Source organism: Ochrobactrum sp. SFR4, from assembly GCF_019730395.1.
Lineage (GTDB): Bacteria > Pseudomonadota > Alphaproteobacteria > Rhizobiales > Rhizobiaceae > Pseudochrobactrum.
The window spans coordinates 58,154-75,582 of the sequence record NZ_JAAPBB010000001.1 but is presented as its reverse complement, the minus strand read 5'-3'; the positions used below and the strand labels follow the sequence as shown (position 1 = coordinate 75,582).

13 protein-coding genes are annotated in these 17,429 nt (G+C 52.7%); 6 read left to right on the top strand and 7 right to left on the bottom strand.

The window, feature by feature from the left end:
- Positions 1-51 precede the first annotated feature (51 nt).
- From HBA93_RS00260 to HBA93_RS00245, 4 genes are read left to right on the top strand one after another with little or no spacing between them, the layout of a single operon-like run.
- Positions 52-1,074: a 3-oxoacyl-[acyl-carrier-protein] synthase III C-terminal domain-containing protein gene (locus HBA93_RS00260; protein ID WP_221721938.1), complete on the top strand. Its 1,023-nt coding sequence runs from the start codon at positions 52-54 to the stop codon at positions 1,072-1,074.
- Positions 1,074-2,051: an NAD-dependent epimerase/dehydratase family protein gene (locus HBA93_RS00255; protein WP_121993952.1), complete on the top strand. Its 978-nt coding sequence runs from the start codon at positions 1,074-1,076 to the stop codon at positions 2,049-2,051. The genes HBA93_RS00260 and HBA93_RS00255 overlap by 1 nt, the downstream gene beginning before the upstream one ends.
- Positions 2,035-2,895 carry an MBL fold metallo-hydrolase gene (locus tag HBA93_RS00250; protein WP_221721937.1) on the top strand — a complete coding sequence of 287 codons (861 nt, stop codon included), beginning with the start codon at positions 2,035-2,037 and terminating at the stop codon, positions 2,893-2,895. Before HBA93_RS00255 ends, HBA93_RS00250 begins: the two co-directional genes overlap by 17 nt.
- Positions 2,892-4,166 carry a F390 synthetase-related protein gene (locus HBA93_RS00245; protein WP_221721936.1) on the top strand — a complete coding sequence of 425 codons (1,275 nt, stop codon included), beginning with the start codon at positions 2,892-2,894 and terminating at the stop codon, positions 4,164-4,166. Before HBA93_RS00250 ends, HBA93_RS00245 begins: the two co-directional genes overlap by 4 nt.
- Positions 4,167-4,200: 34 nt before the next feature.
- Here HBA93_RS00245 and HBA93_RS00240 read toward each other — a convergent pair whose 3' ends face one another.
- Together HBA93_RS00240 and HBA93_RS00235 are read right to left on the bottom strand one after the other, a co-directional pair.
- Positions 4,201-5,013, bottom strand: a complete 813-nt coding sequence (locus HBA93_RS00240) for an arginase family protein (protein WP_221721935.1) — start codon at positions 5,011-5,013, stop codon at positions 4,201-4,203.
- A 290-nt stretch (positions 5,014-5,303) separates the two neighbouring features.
- Positions 5,304-7,091, bottom strand: a complete 1,788-nt coding sequence (locus HBA93_RS00235; RefSeq protein WP_221721934.1) for a monovalent cation:proton antiporter-2 (CPA2) family protein — start codon at positions 7,089-7,091, stop codon at positions 5,304-5,306.
- A 330-nt stretch (positions 7,092-7,421) separates the two neighbouring features.
- Between HBA93_RS00235 and HBA93_RS00230 the strand changes: the two genes are divergently transcribed.
- Positions 7,422-8,105 carry a lysozyme inhibitor LprI family protein gene (locus HBA93_RS00230; protein WP_221721933.1) on the top strand — a complete coding sequence of 228 codons (684 nt, stop codon included), beginning with the start codon at positions 7,422-7,424 and terminating at the stop codon, positions 8,103-8,105.
- Positions 8,106-8,245: 140 nt separating this feature from the next.
- Here HBA93_RS00230 and HBA93_RS00225 read toward each other — a convergent pair whose 3' ends face one another.
- The 5 genes from HBA93_RS00225 to HBA93_RS00205 all read right to left on the bottom strand — a co-directional run bounded on the left by HBA93_RS00225 (position 8,246) and on the right by HBA93_RS00205 (position 16,326).
- Entirely contained in the window at positions 8,246-10,642 is a 2,397-nt protein-coding gene (locus HBA93_RS00225; protein ID WP_221721932.1) for a TonB-dependent receptor, read from the bottom strand.
- Between the two features lie 178 nt (positions 10,643-10,820).
- Entirely contained in the window at positions 10,821-11,780 is a 960-nt protein-coding gene (locus tag HBA93_RS00220; protein WP_221721931.1) for a FecR family protein, read from the bottom strand.
- Positions 11,777-12,307, bottom strand: coding sequence for an RNA polymerase sigma factor (locus HBA93_RS00215; protein ID WP_121993961.1), 531 nt, complete (start codon positions 12,305-12,307; stop codon positions 11,777-11,779). The genes HBA93_RS00220 and HBA93_RS00215 overlap by 4 nt, the downstream gene beginning before the upstream one ends.
- Before the next feature lie 211 nt (positions 12,308-12,518).
- Positions 12,519-14,789 carry an OmpA family protein gene (locus HBA93_RS00210; protein ID WP_221721930.1) on the bottom strand — a complete coding sequence of 757 codons (2,271 nt, stop codon included), beginning with the start codon at positions 14,787-14,789 and terminating at the stop codon, positions 12,519-12,521.
- A gap of 205 nt (positions 14,790-14,994) precedes the next feature.
- Positions 14,995-16,326: an aminotransferase-like domain-containing protein gene (locus HBA93_RS00205; protein ID WP_221721929.1), complete on the bottom strand. Its 1,332-nt coding sequence runs from the start codon at positions 16,324-16,326 to the stop codon at positions 14,995-14,997.
- A 102-nt stretch (positions 16,327-16,428) separates the two neighbouring features.
- On the opposite strand from HBA93_RS00205, the gene HBA93_RS00200 reads away from it, so the two are divergent.
- Entirely contained in the window at positions 16,429-17,391 is a 963-nt protein-coding gene (locus tag HBA93_RS00200; RefSeq protein ID WP_221721928.1) for a substrate-binding domain-containing protein, read from the top strand.
- Positions 17,392-17,429: the final 38 nt, after the last annotated feature.

The window sequence follows — 17,429 nt, the reverse complement described above, 5'->3', positions numbered from 1 at the left end:
GGCTATCATGCGACCCCGTTAAGGAACACCATAATTTAATTGCGAGTATCAATGGCCATCGTTGAAAATGGTGCGGGAAGTCCCGGATTGAAACCAGGGTTGAAAATCGCAGGAACCGGCGCTTATCTGCCTGAAAAATGTGTTCTCTCCACGGAAATTGATGCGATGCTGGACTGGCCGTCCGGTACTGTGGAAAACCGCTTTGGCCTCAATGCCCGCTATGTGGCGCAAGGTGCGGAAACCAGTTCTTTCATGGCTGAGCAGGCCGCATTGCAGGCACTGGATGCTGCCGGTATTGCGCCGCAGGAACTTGATCTTATCCTTGGCGCCTGCGGGGTAATGGAGCAGGTTATTCCTTCAACCGCCACATTGGTTCAGCACCGGCTGGGTTTGGGGAAATCCGGTATTGCAGCTTATGATGTGAATGCAACCTGTCTCAGTTTTATTCAGGCGCTTGATCTTGCCGCTATGAAAATTCAACTGGGGCTTGCCCGCAATGTACTGATTTTTTCCGCAGATATTGCCTCAGTCGGTCTGGACTGGAATGAGCCGGATGTTGCCGCCATTTTTGGCGATGGTGCAGCGGCCGTTGTGCTGACAGCCGATGGCGAAGGTCTGCTTGCCAGCCGTTTTGAAACCTATTCGGAAGGGCGCGATGCCTGTGTGCTTGCTGGTGGCGGCACGCGGATATCAGCCGCGGTTGATCCGGTGGCGGCAGCGGATGCCTCTTACTTTCGCATGAACGGGCAGGCGGCTTTCCGCGTAACAGCGCGTTATCTGCCACGGTTTTTGAAGCGTTTATTCGCGCAAGGTGAACTGAATATTGCGGATATTGACTGCATTATTCCCCATCAGGCGAGCGGCCCGTCGCTGACACACGGGCTGGCACGGATCGGACTTCATCCGGATAAGGTTATTCAGACATTTTCGCGCTTCGGCAATCAGATCGCCACGTCCATTCCGATGGCACTCCATATGGCGGTGACAGAGCAACGGCTTAAGCGCAATGATCTGGTCTTGCTTGCCGGTACTTCGGCAGGGATTTCCATCGGCGGGACAATATTGCGGTATTAATGGCAAAGATATTGGTGACAGGGGCAACAGGATGCCTCGGCAACGCTCTGGCAAAATATCTGACTGCGCAGGGACATCAGGTTCTGGCGCAGGGGCGTGATGCGCATGCCGGTCAATTGCTGCACGCGCACGGGATTGAGTTTATCTCTTTTGACCTGCGCGCCAATTATCCGGCGCAAGCCTTTCAGCAGGTTGATATTGTCTTTCATTGCGCCGCTCTTTCAACAGCTTGGGGCAAAGCGGAAGATTTTCAGGCGATCAATGTAACCGCGACACAGCACCTGCTGGATGCTGCACGCAAAGCGGATGTGGCGCGGTTTGTCTTCGCATCTTCACCGAGTATTTATGCCAACGGAGAAGACCGGTTTAACCTGGCGGAAGATGCGGAATTGTCTGCAAATTTCCCCAGTCATTATGCCCGCACCAAATATGAAGCGGAATGTCTGGTGCTTGCCGCAGACCGGCAGGGAGCTATGCGCACCAGTGCCTTGCGTCCCAGAGCGATTTACGGCACCGGTGACCGCTCGCTGATGCCGCGTTTACTGCAGGCAATCCGCCGCGGGCGGGTGCCGATGATCGGCGGCGGGCAAAGCCGGATCGATATTACTCATGTGTCGGACGCAGCACAGGCTATGGCGTTGGCCGGTTTCAGTGAAAATGCCTGCGGTGAGGTTTTCAATATCACGTCCGGCAAGGCTTACAGTTTCTCGGAATTGCTTGCAGCAGTCTGTGCGTTAAACAGTGCTCATCCGCGTGAAATTCATATTTCCTATGGTAATGCTATGCGGCTGGCCAAAGGGCTGGAATTTTTGCATCGCATTTTCGCACCTGACCGCGAGCCGGTGCTGACCTGTCAGGCAGTGGCCTCGCTCGGTCGCAGTCTCACACTGGATATCAGTAAAGCACAGGAAAAACTGGGATACAGGCCGGCCGTGGCGATTGAGGACGGGATTAAAGATTATGCCGGCAATCTCTGAAACCATTCTGGATTTTACAGCTTTTCATGTCGGCTATTGCAGCGGGCCGCTGGCTATGACACAGCGCGGTGCATCGTGGCGCATCGGGCGCTTTCCTGCCGGTATTGCAGTGCTGCGTCATCCGGTGCGCGGCACTATTCTGTTTGATACGGGGTACGGTAGGCTGTTCGAAGAGGCAACGACACCTTTCCCCGAGCGGATTTATCGCTGGCTGACACCCGTTACCTTTGATGCTGATGACAGCCTGCCAAAACAGTTGCAAAAGCGTGGCATTGCTCAACCGGATCTTGTTTTTCTTTCGCATCTTCATGCCGATCATGTGTCGGGCCTGTTCGATCTGCCTGCGATGCCGCCGGTTATAACATCGCGTCAGGCGATTGAGAAACTGGCCGCGCCTCGTCTTGCGACTTTACAGGCGGGATGTCCGGCGCTCATCCGCGACAGACTGAAATCTCTGAATTTGCAGACCGTCGAGTCATTGCCTTGCGTCAACCTTGCAACTTACGGGCTTTCGGCTTTCGGCAATGGTTATGATCTTCTGGGCGATCAGTCCGCGCTGGTCGTGGAACTTCCGGGGCATGGCTTCGGTCAGACAGGTTTGTTTCTGCCTGCCACAACACAAGGCGCAATTTTTCTGGTGGCGGACGCGATCTGGAGCTTTGAAGCACTGAGACAAAACCGGTTGCCGCCGGATATGACTTTACGCCGTCTTGGCGACCGCAATGCTTTTATCGAGACCTTTGCAAAGCTGCGCGCATTTCATCTGGCCAATCCGCAGGTGCGGATTATGGCCTCGCATTGCATGGAAGCCTATCCTCTGAACAGTTGCGAGGAGAGAGGATGAACCCGCTTTCCGTCTTTTTTCGTGCCCGATATGGCAAGGGTTTTGCATCCCGTGAGGCGATTGCGCAGCATCAGCAAAAAGCATTTCAGCATTTGCGCCGCAATATCATGCCGCGTTCTCCTTTTTATGCGCCTTATGCCGGTAAGCCGCTGTCTGACTGGCCGTTGATGAATAAAGCTCTGATGATGGAGCATTTCACCGATATCAATACCGCCGGTATCACTAAGGAAGAAGCGCTGCATATTGCGCTGACCTCGGAGCAGGAACGTGATTTCGCACCGATGATCCGCAATATTGCTGTGGGGCTTTCCACCGGCACATCAGGACAACGCGGACTTTTTGCCTCGAATAAGCGCGAGCGGGCATTATGGGCCGCGCTGATGCTGGGACGTTTTTCACCGTCATTTCTGCAGCGGCAGCGTGTGTCCCTGTTTCTGCGCGCCAATAATATGCTTTATGAGCGGTTGGGCAATGCGCTGATCAGTTTTGAATTTTATGATCTGTTACAGTCATTTAACAGCCATTTGCAAAGGCTGGTGGATCAGCAGCCCACAGTGCTTATCGCACCGGCACAAATTCTTGGTTTGCTGGCGCAGGCGCAAAAGGAGCGGATAATCAATATCGCCCCGCGCTGTATTATCTCCGTGGCGGAAGTGCTGTCGCCGGAGGACAAAAGCGCGATTGAAGCGGTGTTTGGTGTGCGGGTCGATCAGGTCTATCAATGCACGGAAGGTGTTCTGGGCATGACCTGCCGTGCCGGTAACCTGCATCTCAATGAAACCTATATGCATATTGAGCGTGACATAATTGATGAAGCCAGCGGGGCTTTTGCGCCAATCATCACGGATCTGACCCGCGAGACACAGCCGGTGCTGAAATATCGTCTCGACGATATATTAATTCCCGATAATGAACCTTGTCCGTGCGGTTGCGCCAGTCTTCGTCTGAAGCGGATTGAGGGGCGTTGCGATGATATTCTCTATTGGCGCACAGCAGACGGCACATTGCGTATGATCCCGTCTGATCTTATCCGGCAGGCGGTGGCGACAGCCAGGGCGGGTATCAGCGATTATCGGGCTGTACAGCACGGGCAGCAACTTCTGGAAATATGGCTGGAAGCGGCCGATTATGAGCAGGCCTGTGCAGAAGTGACACGTAATTTGGCGGCACAGGCTGTGTCAGTGAAAGCGCAATTGCCGGAACTGCGCTTTCATGCAGGTATTCATACGCAATATGATCAGAAGCGACGGCGCGTCATCGCTAAGCCCTGAGACTGCTTGTGAGCAGCTCCAGCAGGTTGGATCTTTATCCTTTTGTGAATAAAGGAGTGACAATCTCCTTCAGGATGCCGAGCGCTGCGGCATTGGCCTGATCGTCGTCCGATGCTTCAAATTCCGCAAGTTCTATCCCTGCAATTTTCTCACGCGGCAGCGCTGCAAATAACGCGCGGAGCTGTTTCGGCAGCAGGCCGTTCTGCACTTTATACGCGGCAGGAACAAAGCCCGGTTCAAGCGCATCCCAGTCGACATGAATCCAGACCGGTGCATCGCCGGTGGCTTTCATAATGGCTTCCGGTGTTGCGTCGGATGGCGGAATAACTCTGACACCGGCTTTTTGCAGCAATGCAGCCTCTTCATCATCAATATCCCGTCCGCCGACAATAATCACCTGTTCCGGTCTCAAGCCGCTGCCTGAGCCACTGTCCCACAGGCCGCAGGCCGCAGCGACAACCATGCCGCCAAGATAGCCGGAGCCGGTTGTGACAGGGGTGTTGAAATCGCCATGGGCATCAATCCACAAAACCACACTGTCCGGCCGTTCGCGTGCAGCCACAGGCAGACTGGCGAGACTTGCTGAGCAGGTATTGGCAAGCAAAACCGGTATCCGGTTTTGGCGAAGGCTGTTTGCCACAGCATTGCTGATCGCGGTTAATGTGTCATGCGCCTGAGGCAGGCTCTCTGACCAGTCATCCTCTTTGGCCGGTGAAGGTGTTCCGACCGTGTTGACAGTTGCGGGTATGAGTTCCCCAACCATTGCGGCGGTGAGGGCGGCACCGGGAATTGCGCCGGATGTACGGTCGGCAATACGGCCCTGAGAAAGAATGATGTCGAAGGCCATATCCGGTCTCGCTTTTCATGGTAACGGAATTTGCTGTTGCGCATTTCTATAAGCGGGATAAATATTTGTCATCTTTAAACTTTTCCCAGAACAGCATATTCAGCGAACAGCAACGGCACGCCGTGACTGGTCAAATGGGGGGCGCCGGACGCGACAGCGCAGATACAGCTTGGGAAAGCCACTGTGTAATATGCGGCGGTTATATATTTCAAAGTCAGATGAATCTGAACCTGCGGGAAGTGAAACTAACCGCAGCGGGTTTCCGGTGAAGTCTGATGCCACGCTGACGCTTATTGAGGCGTATCTTCTCCGGTGCTTATTCTGGCCGGTTGGGTCAGCGGTTCCGGCACAGGGGCCCCGGTCAGCAATTGTTCGCGTCCGGAAAAAATGTCGCCCTGAACCTGTTCTGTCAGACGTTTGGCATCGCGGCTGCGGATATCATAAAGCGTATCAACCGCGCTTTCGTCATCAAGACCGAGTTGGCGCAGCCCTTCCATGCCGAAAAGCAGTGCGGATTCAAAAGTCTCACGCAATTCGAAATCAACACCGGCCTTACGCAATTCAATGGAATGGGTTCGGTCAAACGACCGCACCAGAAGTTTTGCAACGGGAAAATGCTGTTTAATCAGATCAACAATGTGATTGGTCACCTTGGGATCATCAATACAGATCATGATGATTTCAGCTTCATCTGCGCCGGAATGATGCAAAATGTCGAGCCGTGAGCCGTCGCCATAGAAAATTCTGAAGCCGAATTTTTGCGCTTCACGGATGCGGTTCGGGTCGGATTCAATGATGGCGACTTCTGTCTGATGTGCCAGCAGCAATTGCGACGTAATCTGTCCGAAACGCCCGAAGCCGATCAACAAAACCCTGCCTTTCAGATTGCAAACCGGCTCAACGCCGTCGAGGGAGGCGGCTTCCTGTTTCATAAACCGTGCGCCTGCCAGCAGGATCAGTGGCGTGACTGCCATGGACAGAATGATCACCGTTGAAAACAAAGCATTGTCACGGGCATTAATAAGGCCGTTGCCGAAAGCTGAAGTGTAGAGCACGAAAGCAAATTCACCGCCCTGCGCAAAGAGCAGGGTACGTTCCAGTGAGTGATGGTGGCCGGAGCCGAAAAGCCGTGCAACCGTATAAATTCCGACGGCTTTGGTAAGAATATAGGCAATCAAAAACAGAAGGATCGTCGGCCAGTCGGTTGCCACAATGCCGAGATCGAGTGACATGCCGACGGCAAGAAAAAACAGCCCCATTAAAAGCCCTTTAAAAGGCTCAATATCGCTTTCAATCTGGTGACGATAACTCGATCCGGAAAGCATAACACCAGCCAGAAAAGCACCCATCGCCATGGAGAGACCGCTGGCTTCCATCAGCAATGCGGCTCCGAGCACAACAATCAAAGCGCCGGCTGTCAGAACTTCGCGGGCGCGGGCGCGGGCCAGCAAGGCAAAAAACGGATCAAGCAACCATCGTCCGACGGCGATCAGCAGCAGAATGGCACCGACGGCAATTGCGATGCCGGTCAGGCCGCTGGCCTCCTGCTGCTGGGGTGCAAGAAAGGCCACCAGTGCCAGCAGGGGCACAATCATCAGATCTTCAAGCAACAGAATGGAAACGGCTTTTTGTCCTTCAGGCGTCGCGATCTCGCCGCGCTCTTGCAGCATTGACATGATGACGGCTGTCGACGACAGGACAAAACCGGCTCCGGCAATCAGGGCTGTGACGGGAGCAAGACCGAGAAGCATCCCGACACCGCTGAGAAGGGCAATACAGCCGAGAACCTGTGCCAATCCGAGGCCAAAAATCTGATGCCGCATCGTCCAGAGTTTGCCTGGACGCATCTCCAGTCCGATGACAAAGAGAAACATGACAACGCCGAGCTCGGAAAAATGCAGAATTGTAGCTGGGTCGGTAAACAGCCCCAGAACGGATGGTCCGACAAGTGCTCCGGCAGCGAAATAGCCAAGTACAGAGCCCAGACCAAGTCTGCGGAAAAGTGGCACAGCAGCTACACCTGCTGCGAGAAGCACGACTGCCGGTCCGAGTGTTTGTCCAAGCCCTTCTGTTGCCATAGACGCTCCGTCCCGAATGTTGGATTTTAAGTATTGCTTATATAAAAAGACATTATTTTTGTACTCTGGTCAATATAGTTACCGAAGGGGCTTCCCCTTCGGCAGGGTTCTGGCAGGAGGGAGTGCGGCTCTGATCCGCTTTTGCAGGAAACCATAATGCTTTTGCCTTTTTCAGCGATAGTAATTATGCCGGTAACTTCTTTGACTGTTGCTGGTGAAATTACGTAGTCGATTGTGATCGTGATGCAGTTTTATGGAAAATCATTTTTGTATAGGTTGAAGATATCCGGTCAGATGTCCGGTCCATATTTGCACTGAAGGGCTTTTATAATGCTGATTTCTTTTATGCATAAATCCGGCTGGGTGCTGGCGGCTTTAACTGCAGGTTTGATGACAGCTCAGGCTGCTACGCCTTCTTTTGATTGTGCAAAAGCATCCGGTGGTGCCGAGAAGGCTATTTGTGCATCTGCGGAGATTTCTGCAGCCGATAAGAAACTCGCTGAAACCTATGCGGAATTGCTGAAAAAACTGGACAATGAAGCGGCCGCAGCCCTGCGAAGTGACCAGAGGCAGTTCATTGCAGACAGAGATGAGCTTTTCAATCTGACCACACAAACGCAGGAGAGACTGGCCGAGCGGCTTGAGTTTACTCTGACCAACAGGGAGAAAATTCTCAGTGCTGTTGAAGCGGTGCCTCCGGCGGGATTACAAGGCATGTGGCGTAACAATAATGCGCTGCTCACAATTTCTGCTGACAAGGCCGGTAAGCTTACTTTCGACAGTAATGGCACTGAGCAGGTCACAGGCTATTGGACATGTAATGCTGAGGGTATTGTAGAGCCTCAGGGAGAAGCAAAAGGGAAAGTTGCAGTCGATGATGGCTGGAATATAGAACTGACCCGTGCAGGTTCAGTATTGAAGCTCACGGAAAGCGGGCCTTCCGGCACGCCGCCTTATTGCGGTTTGAACGGTGCAATGGCCGGTACGTATTTTTATGTGGGTGCTGCACATTAGAACGCTGTGCACCTCGTTGGGCGCACAAAACTCGCTCTGGCACTTTAAAATTATGCTTTAAGCTGCGAGTTGACACGGCAGTATCGTTTGGGGAGCGGAGCGCTGAAGTATCATCAGCGCTCCGTTCGTGTTTATGCGGGTCAGAAACGCAGTGTCATACCGCCGATAACTGTACGGCCACGGCCGAGTTTTTGTGCATCCATATATTGCGCGGGCTTGTAGGCCTGATTGGTGATATTCTCAATATTGAGGAAGAAGGTCGCATTTTCATTATACGTGTAGGAGGCATAGGCATCTGCAAGCATATAGCCTTCAACATCAATCAGCTGAGGGCCCATCGGTGGTTTCACCGCTTTGGTCTTGCCGACACGGCGGATTTGTCCGCCGATTGTCAGTTTTTCATCCAATGCGCGGAAACCGGCATTAATGGTCACAGTATAATCCGGCAGACCATTCAGTTCGCCAATACCAAAACCGCCCGACCACATGCCATAAGGCAGGTCTGTTTTGGTTTTTGAATAGGAAATACCGGCAAAAGCAAAACCGCTGTCATAATTGGCTTCCAGTTCAAAGCCTTTGATGCGGGTTTTGCCTGGTATATTGATGAATTTCAGCATCGGCATATTCTTCATCGAGTAAGGACCCGATGTGATGTAATTTTCAACATCATTGCTGAAATAATTAGCTTTCATGCGCAGCGCATCGCCGGAAGCCAGCACATCTTTTTCAAGCACATTCACACCGAATTCCCAACCCTTGCTGGTCTCGCCTTCAAGGTCAGGATTAGGGCTGGTCGGGTTCGGTGTCTTGCCATGTGCACCAGGGAAGAAAGCTTCAGTCACAGTCGGCGGACGGAAGGTCTTCGCATAGGTGCTGTAAAGCTGAATGCCGTCCACAGGTGTTACAGCCAGTGTTACCCGCGGGTTGAGGCTGCTGTCAGATCGGTCAATGTTTTCAAGCACAGTCTCGCTGCCGCGCTTCTGGGCGACGTCACCCTGCAGCCGGAATGTGTCGTAGTGGAAACCGGTTGTCAGATCGAACATGCCATAGGAGAAAGTTGCATCAGTAAACAGGCTGCCAATGCCGGTCTTGCCATCTCCGGGGCCGCCTGTGCCCCAGGACTGACCATTGGTCACATCATCATGGTAATAGGCGCCGCCATAGGTCAGTTTCAGCGCAACATCATTGGTCAGATCCAGATGGCTGCGATTGGTGATATTAATCCCCATACCCTTATCGCGGGTGAACTGCCCTGTATAATTTCCTTTCGTAAATCTGACCTGCGCATCATTATAATAGGCGTTGACGGTCAGGTCGATCAGGTCATTATCAGGTGTGAAATCATAGCGCGCCGTATAAGTCTGATTGCGATAGGTCTGTGGTTCACTGCGGAGTGTGGACTTGTTATTATACCAGACACCGCCCAGCAGCAGTTTATGATCCTCACCATTGCCAAATTCCAGTTTGGCAAGGCCGGATTTCAGATCTTCCTGCTGGTTGGGATTTGTCAGGCGACGCCCTTTTTCATCCACCCCGCTTTTGGGTGCACCGGAGTTGCGACGGTTGAAAGCACCCATAAAGCCGATACCGTTTTGCGTGCGTGCACCGGCTGCTGCCATTTTTGACCAGTCATAGGCGTTATTACCGAATTTAATGGTCGACATGGCACCGTAGGAATTGCCGGGCAAGATCACATCATCAATACCCAAAGTGCGGAAATTGGCCGCCCCGCCCAGCGTGCCGACACCGGCAGCTCCACTCAGAGAGCCGCGCCCCATATCCAGTCCTGCCAGCAGATCGCTGTCGATAAAGGCAGAGCCGCCGGACACACCATGTCCCATCACACGGATATTCTGGCGGGCACCGTCAATCATCATATTCACACGGCCATAGCCTTCCATTCCGCGTATATTGACCGCTACACCGGCGCCCGACATTGCCTTGCGGGTAAAGGTGCCTGCGGATGAGCGCAGGGCATTATCAATATTACCGGCATTTTTCTCCTGAAGTGTAGCCGCATCAACGGAGGTTACCGCTGCCGTTGTCTCGTAAGGAGCATCTTTGCCGGCAACCAGGCCGCTGACACTCGGCGTGCCGGTGCTGACAGTAATTACATTCAACTGCACATCCGCATCGCTTGCCTGTGCTGCATTCTGCACGCCGGGGCGGATCAGTGTGAAGGAGCGCGCATCATTGCGGCGATAGGAATAGCCCGTGCCGCTGAGCATTTGTGCAAGCGCCGCATCGACACTCAGCCTGCCTCGCACGGGTGCGGTGCGGATATTGGCGGGCAGGGTGCCGTCAACAAGGATATTCGTGCCGGTTTGGGCTGCAAAACGCACAATCGCGGAAGATAAAGGCTGTGCAGCAAGCGAAAAATCACGTTTTGCTTCTGTGGCTGCCGTCACCGTTGCTTCAGGTGCCTGCGCATGAGCTGCGGGCATAATGAGTGCAGCAACCGCTACAGAACAGGCCCAGATATGCGGACGCAAAATCATACGCTTTTTGAGGTTTCCGCTTTTTACCGGCAATGGCATTCCGTTTCTCCAGATCAGCAAACAGGTTCTGACTGTAAGACGGAAAACTTTTGTGATTTTCTGATAAGAATAATCATATTTTTTAAAATAATTTTGGAGAGCGCTTTAAGAGTAATTTTTTGCTCTAATTTTAAAGTGTTAGAGCGAGTTTTGTGTACCAGGTCTGGCACACGGCGCTCTATGCGCTGTAAATCAGTGTGCCCCACAGTGGTATATGACGGGTCTTAATCGGCAATGTCTGAGTGAGCTGCGTCAGAACCGTGTCGATGTCCTGAATATTGATGATCAGTGTCACCGGACGTTGCGCAAGGCTGCTATCCATTAATATCAGCTGTTCTGCCGACCAGCGATTGAGCACCTGAGCAATCTCGCTCAAAGGCCGGTCGATGAAAACCAGTCGTCCTTCCAGCCATGACAAATCAACCTGATCGTCCGCAGGTAGCGGGGTACTGATCTGTTGCTTTTCATAGGTGAGTTTTTGTCCCTGCTGCAAGGTGACAGACTGTGCAGCATAATCAATGCGCACTGCATGTTCGGTCACCAGAACTTCAGCCAGATCATTGAGCAAAGCAATATTGAATTTTGTGCCAAGCGCTGTCACGCGGCCGGAAGCTGCCTGAACACTGAAAGGTGCCTGACCGCGTGCAACACTGAAATAGGCTTCGCCGTGGTGCAGGATAATATTGCGCTGCGTCTCTGTTATTTTGACGGACAGAGCAGTGCCGCCGGACATATGAATTTGTGAACCATCCGCTAAGTCCACAATACGGCGCTCTCCGATGGTAGTTTGAAAATCCGGTGCGATTGTTTTCATCACGCCATAGCTGCCTGCACCAAAAGCGGCGAGCAACAACAGCTTGCCGAAATTACGCCGTTTCATGCGGTGTGTGGTCTTGCGTTTTTGTATCCGGTGCATCTGAGCTGTGCCTGCCCAGAGTATTTCTGCTTTTCTATAGGCTTCGGCATGGCGCGGATCAGCTGAAATCCAGCGCTGATGCGCGGCTATTGTCTCGGTATCGGCTTGTCCGTCGCTCAGCACAGTAAACCAGTCGATTGCTCTGCGCATCACCGGATCGAGTGCCTGTTCGGCCTCAGCGCTCCAGTGTTCATTGTCGCTGATGTGTGGTTTGGTGGTCATGCGCGTTTACCTGTCAGACCGTTTTCCGCCTGACTGACGCGATATTGCAGATGGATCATCACGCGGTTCATCTGGCTATAGGCAGTTTGCAGCGGCAGATGCAATTCACGGGCAATGTCAGCAAATGTCTTGCCATCAAGCCGCATGAGATAAATCCGGCGCGGAATATCCGGTACTTCCGATAATGCCTGTTCGAGTATGCGCATGAATTCAGCGCTTATCAAAATCTCATCGGCCAGCGGGGCAGGATCGGCAAATGTTTCACTTAACGCGGCGGTATGGCCTGCCAGCGGGTTCAGTTTCTGGCTGCGGGCATGGTCAGTCTGCAAATTTGCCGCTACGCGAAAAAGATAGGCTTTGTGATTATCGGGCAGGGTTGCAAATTTATTTTTACGCGCTGCTGTCATCAGGCGCAGAAACGTCTCCTGAGTCAGGTCTGCCGCCACATCCTGCGCAGCACCGCGACGGCGCAGAAAACGTTGCAGCTCTGCACTGTAATTTCTAAAAAGGTAGGTGAAGTTCCACATTATCAGGTCAAAAACTACCGCTGCCGCATAAAGGATTCTGTCAGGAATTTTATGCTGTGTAGTAAATATGACTTAAATAATCAAGTTAATCTATATAGTTGTTCAGGCTGTAATATGTGTGATCGCTCCGTTTAAAATGAGCGTCATCTCCGTAATTCGGTACAAACAAGCCGGTCGGGCATTGACGCCTGACCGGCTTGTTTTTTGCATTTTATTTGCGTGCAACAGGGCGGACCAATGGTGTCACGCGTCTGATGGTGACACGGCGATTTTCCTGCTCGGCAGCTTGCGTGCGGATTTTCAGGAAGCGTTCGCCATAACCTTGCGTTACGAGGTTTTCTGCCGGAATATCATAGACTTCTGTCAGCAGGCTGGCCACAGATTCCGCGCGCTGGTCGGACAGCACGAGATTTGAGCGGTCAGAACCGATAGCGTCTGTATGACCTTCAATGAAGAAGGTTTCACCGGGATCTTTGGCGAGCACTTTTTGCATTGCACTTGCAACTTTGCGCAGGGTTTTGGCCTGCGACAGTGAAACCTCGGCACTGCCGGTGGCAAAATGAATTGTATCGAGATCGATACGGCGCACCTTATCACGCAGACGCGCCGAGTGACGGACTTCATCAATCGTGTAGACGCGCTCAACACGCTCTACAGGCGGCTGAGCAAGGAAGTCGTAGAAATCGCGTTCCGGATCTGCGGCCACATCAATAATATAGTCACTGACAGGAATAGTCAGTCGCATCGGCGGCAGATCATATCCGACGTCGAAGATCGCTGCACGCGGGCTGTTATCATATTCAGGTGCATAGATCATCAGATATTCATTGCCGTCACGGTCGATACGTGAGCGCTGCAGAATGTCGCCGTAACGATCATAGATTGTTACGATCTCATAACCGCCGGGACGTACAATGGTTTCGCGCAAGCGGCCGCGCGGTAGTTCATCATAATATGAACGCTCGGCATCACGACGCAGGCGGGGGCGATCATCACCACGGACGAAGATGCGGTCGCCCGTCTCCAGAATGATGCGGTTGTCAACTTCCTCAACGACTTTCACATTGGTGATATTGTTGATTGTCGTGTTGTTAATAACGGTATTATTCACAACCGTATTGTTGATGATATTTGTGGTGTCCGGAACCACAAAAGCAGGTGCATCTTTGATGCGCGTGCCTTCTTCTTTGAGGTTGGATTCAATCTGCTTTGGCAGATTTTCAGAGATCGTGGCCGGAATTTCAACCTGAGCAGCGGCATCATTCACAGGCGGGGGCGTATTTTGCTCCTCGGCTGCACGCTGTTGTTCACGCTGTTTACGGCGCTCTTCTCTGGATTGGTTGCCGCCGTAATTATCTGCATCCTTATCACTGTCAAGAATGGCCGCTCCGTTTTCAACGGGCAGAACAATGGTTTCATCTGTGCTGGCAGGATCTTTGGCAATCTCCTGCTTTTGCTCAGGTGTGCGCTCGTCAATAATTTCAGCTTTAGGTTCGGCAGGCTGGTTGTTTTCAGGCTGCTGAACTTCCTGCTCCGGCTGTGGCTGCGGCACCTGCTGATCCGGTTGTTTGGCCGGTTTAGCCTCTTGTTCCTGAGGCTTTTCATCAGTTACAGGCGGTTGAACGGCAGGTTGCTCAGGTGTTGTCTGAGGTGCCGGCTGTTCTTCCGGTTGCTTTACAGGCTCCTGTTCGGTTGGCGCAGGAGGTGTTTCTTCGGATTGAGCAGGTTTCGGTTCAGGCTCCGGCTTAAGATCAGGCTTTGGTTCTGGCGCTGGCTTCGGCTCCGGGCTTTCCTTAGACTTGGATTGCTCTGCTGCCTCTTTAGCCTGCTTTTCTGCTTCTTCGTCTATAGCTTTTTGCTGGTCAGCATTTTTCTGCTGTTCGGCAGCGTCTTGCTGTGCCCGTTCTGCAGCCTGTTTTTGTTCTTCTGCCTGTCGGGCAGCCTCGTCCTGCGCCGCTTTTTTCTGCTCTTCAGCTACACGTTTCGCCTCGTCTTCGGTCGCGCGCTGTTGCTCGGCGGCACGTTGCTGTTCTGCGGCCTGTCGTTCAGCCTCTTCCTGAGCGGCTTTTTGCTGCTGTTCGGCTGCGCGTCTGGCTTCTTCTTCGGCTGCACGCTGTTGCTCAGCGGCACGTTGCTGTTCTGCGGCCTGTCGTTCAGCTTCTTCCTGAGCGGCTTTTTGCTGCTGTTCGGCTGCGCGTCTGGCTTCTTCTTCGGCCGCACGCTGTTGCTCAGCGGCACGTTGCTGTTCTGCGGCCTGCCGTTCAGCTTCTTCCTGAGCAGCCCTTTGCTGTTCTTCGGCTGCGCGCTGTTGTTCCTCAGCCTGTTGCTGGCGCAGCATCTGGTCGTCAGCCGGCTGTTCGCTGTTTTCCTGTGCAAGGATGATCGGTGCTTCAGATGTGCCTGCCTGAACAGGCTGCATCATGATGGAAGCCGAGAATGCCGGAAAAACAACTGTTGCGAGCAGTTTAGAACGAAAACTCATAATCCCTCTCCTTAGGAAGGCAGAAATTGCATAGGTTGCATTTCGTCAATTCCCGATCGAAATAACACTTAATTGCCGGTGCTTATTATTTGCTGATTTATGGCAAATTTCGGCGATATGAGGAAATGGTTAGTTCACGTTTTATGAACCTTTGCTGAATGTCAGAGAGCAGAGGTCTTATGAGTATAGAGAAGTCCGGCCGTTGCTAAGCCGGTTTGCCAGCGAGAAATGCGGCACGCGCGACATCCTCCACCTGATGATCCTGTAATGTGCTGGTTGCGATACGCACTGCGGTCAGTGGCCGGACAGAGAATTTGGAACCCGGTGCGACAGCAATATTGCGGGCGGCCAGTGTGATCATGGCAAATTGTTCGGATTCCACCGGCATCAGACAGCACAGACCATGATTGTCCGGAATTCTTTTGCCGTGAGCGGCCAATGCCTGCTGAAAATGGCTGGCACGCTGCCGGTAAATCTGCTTTGCCTGCTCCAGGCTGTGTTGCGTTGCCTCATCTTTGAGCAGCCATGCCACTGCCGATTGCAGAATACGGCTTGTCCAGCCGGAACTGAAGCTGCGATAAGACTGGATTTGTTCAACAAGACTGGCTGAACCGGAGAGAACTGCCAGACGCAAATCAGGGCCTAAAGTCTTGGAATAAGACAGAATATGTACCACCCGATCAGGGAAGCGTGTGCCGAGTGTCTGACGCGGTGCCATGGCAATATCGGCAACACCGTCATCTTCAATGATGAGTGTATCATGCCCTTCCAAAACATCACCCAGTGCCATCAGCCGCTCTTTGCTCATGCAATGGCTGGTCACGGAATGAACCCGTGGCTGAAACAGAAACGCGGCAGGTTTCTGCTCCAGAGCAGATGCCAGTGAAGAGGGGAGCGGGCCTTGATCATCACAGGTGACCGGAATGATTTTAGCACCAAAATCTTCAAGAATATCAAGCAGACGCATGGCTGTCGGATCTTCAATGGCGATGGATGATCCGGGCGTTACAAGGGCATGAATAAGCGTGTAAGTGGCGTTATAGCCTCCATTGGTGGCCAGAAAGGCTTCCGGCTCATAAGGCCAGTCACGGCGCACGGCTTCTTCAAGCTCAGGTAATATGCGCACACGCTGGTAGCTGTTGAGACCCTCCGCCTGTGCACCGTGGCGCAAAGCCTGTTCCAGTGATGGCAATAAAGCTGTGTCCGGTATGGCCATGGAGAGATCCAGCACATCATCGCCGTAATTGCCGAAGCTCATCAACCGTGCCGGTTTTGCTGCGAAATGATCACCGCTGACCCATGTGCCGTTGCGGCCCTTGCCATTGATAATCTTGAGCTTGCGCAATTCACTCAAGGCCTCGGAAATAGTGGCGGGGCTGATCCCCAGAACATAAGCCAGATCACGGATCGGCGGTAATTTAGTGCCGACCGGCAATGCGCCGCGTCTGATTAATCCTGCCATGTCGCGGGCAATGCCGCGCATCGTGCGGTCTTCAAGGTGGCGGGCAAACCACTCGCTGGAGAAATCAGGCACCATAACTATTTATCCGATTTAATGTTCAATAACATAATAACGTTTGATCGGTTCAATTTGAACATTTAACTTCATTTGTACAGAGGAAATTTTGAGGGAATATTTATGCCGGTTAAATTGCGTATCGCTGTGCGTGACTGGGATTATCTGACACCGCTGGCTTTGGGTGATGTGCGTTCTGACAAACTTGATGTGATTGTTGATCGTGTGGGCACGCTGGTTTCGCATCCGGGAGAAGATGAGGCTCATGAAGCGTCCGAAATGTCATTCAGCCGTTACGTATCTTTGCGTGATGAGGGTGATACCAGCATTACCGGCATTCCGAATTTCATCATGCGCGGTTTCCGTCATCGTTGCATCATCACCAGTACAGACAGCGGTATTACCGGTTTTGAACAGCTGAAAGACAAGAAGATCGGCGTCACCGGCTGGCGCGATTCCGGCAATACATGGACACGTGCGGCACTGAGCCGTCATGGTATCGGGGTTGAGGATGCTTATTGGTATGCAGGCCGTCTGACAGAAGCGCATCCGGTTACAGATCGTCTGGACGGTTTTGGCCGTGCAGGCCGGATTGAAGCTATGCCGGGTGAGCAACCGATGATGGATGCCCTGCGCGAGGGTGTGCTGGATGCGGTATTCACACCCTTTATGCCGGATGGTTATTTTGGCAAAAATTCCGGTTTCCGTCAGGTGCTGACCGATTTCCGCAGTGCGGAGCTGGCCTATTATAATGATGTCGGTTACGTGCCGGGCATGCATCTGATGGGTATCAAGCCGGAAATTCTGGCAGAACATCCGTGGGTGGCGCAGGAACTGAGCGATCTCTTGGATGAAAGCCAGCGCGTGTGGACGGCAAAGCGCCGCAAATATGCGGAAACCACGCCCTGGATGCTCGATGAATTGCTGAAATGCGCGCAGGATCTGCCGGAAAACTGGAATGTCAGCGGTATCGCTGCCAATGAAGCGATGATCAATGATTTCGCTGAGGAATTGCATTTGCAGGGTATTTTGCAGCGCAAACTGAGCGTTGAAGAACTGTTTCCGTTTTATGCGAACAAGGCGTGACGGCGTTAACTGTACATTGCGCCAACTGAACTATTGGG

Excerpts from the sequence above, each read along its gene's own strand:
- HBA93_RS00225 (WP_221721932.1), bottom strand. The coding sequence starts at position 10,642 with ATGCCATTGCCGGTAAAAAGCGGAAACCTCAAAAAGCGTATGATTTTG.
- HBA93_RS00205 (WP_221721929.1), bottom strand. The coding sequence starts at position 16,326 with ATGGTGCCTGATTTCTCCAGCGAGTGGTTTGCCCGCCACCTTGAAGAC.
- HBA93_RS00200 (WP_221721928.1), top strand. The coding sequence starts at position 16,429 with ATGCCGGTTAAATTGCGTATCGCTGTGCGTGACTGGGATTATCTGACA.
- HBA93_RS00210 (WP_221721930.1), bottom strand. The coding sequence starts at position 14,789 with ATGAGTTTTCGTTCTAAACTGCTCGCAACAGTTGTTTTTCCGGCATTC.
- HBA93_RS00215 (WP_121993961.1), bottom strand. The coding sequence starts at position 12,307 with ATGTGGAACTTCACCTACCTTTTTAGAAATTACAGTGCAGAGCTGCAA.
- HBA93_RS00230 (WP_221721933.1), top strand. The coding sequence starts at position 7,422 with ATGCTGATTTCTTTTATGCATAAATCCGGCTGGGTGCTGGCGGCTTTA.
- HBA93_RS00255 (WP_121993952.1), top strand. The coding sequence starts at position 1,074 with ATGGCAAAGATATTGGTGACAGGGGCAACAGGATGCCTCGGCAACGCT.
- HBA93_RS00240 (WP_221721935.1), bottom strand. The coding sequence starts at position 5,013 with ATGGCCTTCGACATCATTCTTTCTCAGGGCCGTATTGCCGACCGTACA.
- HBA93_RS00235 (WP_221721934.1), bottom strand. The coding sequence starts at position 7,091 with ATGGCAACAGAAGGGCTTGGACAAACACTCGGACCGGCAGTCGTGCTT.
- HBA93_RS00245 (WP_221721936.1), top strand. The coding sequence starts at position 2,892 with ATGAACCCGCTTTCCGTCTTTTTTCGTGCCCGATATGGCAAGGGTTTT.
- HBA93_RS00260 (WP_221721938.1), top strand. The coding sequence starts at position 52 with ATGGCCATCGTTGAAAATGGTGCGGGAAGTCCCGGATTGAAACCAGGG.
- HBA93_RS00220 (WP_221721931.1), bottom strand. The coding sequence starts at position 11,780 with ATGACCACCAAACCACACATCAGCGACAATGAACACTGGAGCGCTGAG.
- HBA93_RS00250 (WP_221721937.1), top strand. The coding sequence starts at position 2,035 with ATGCCGGCAATCTCTGAAACCATTCTGGATTTTACAGCTTTTCATGTC.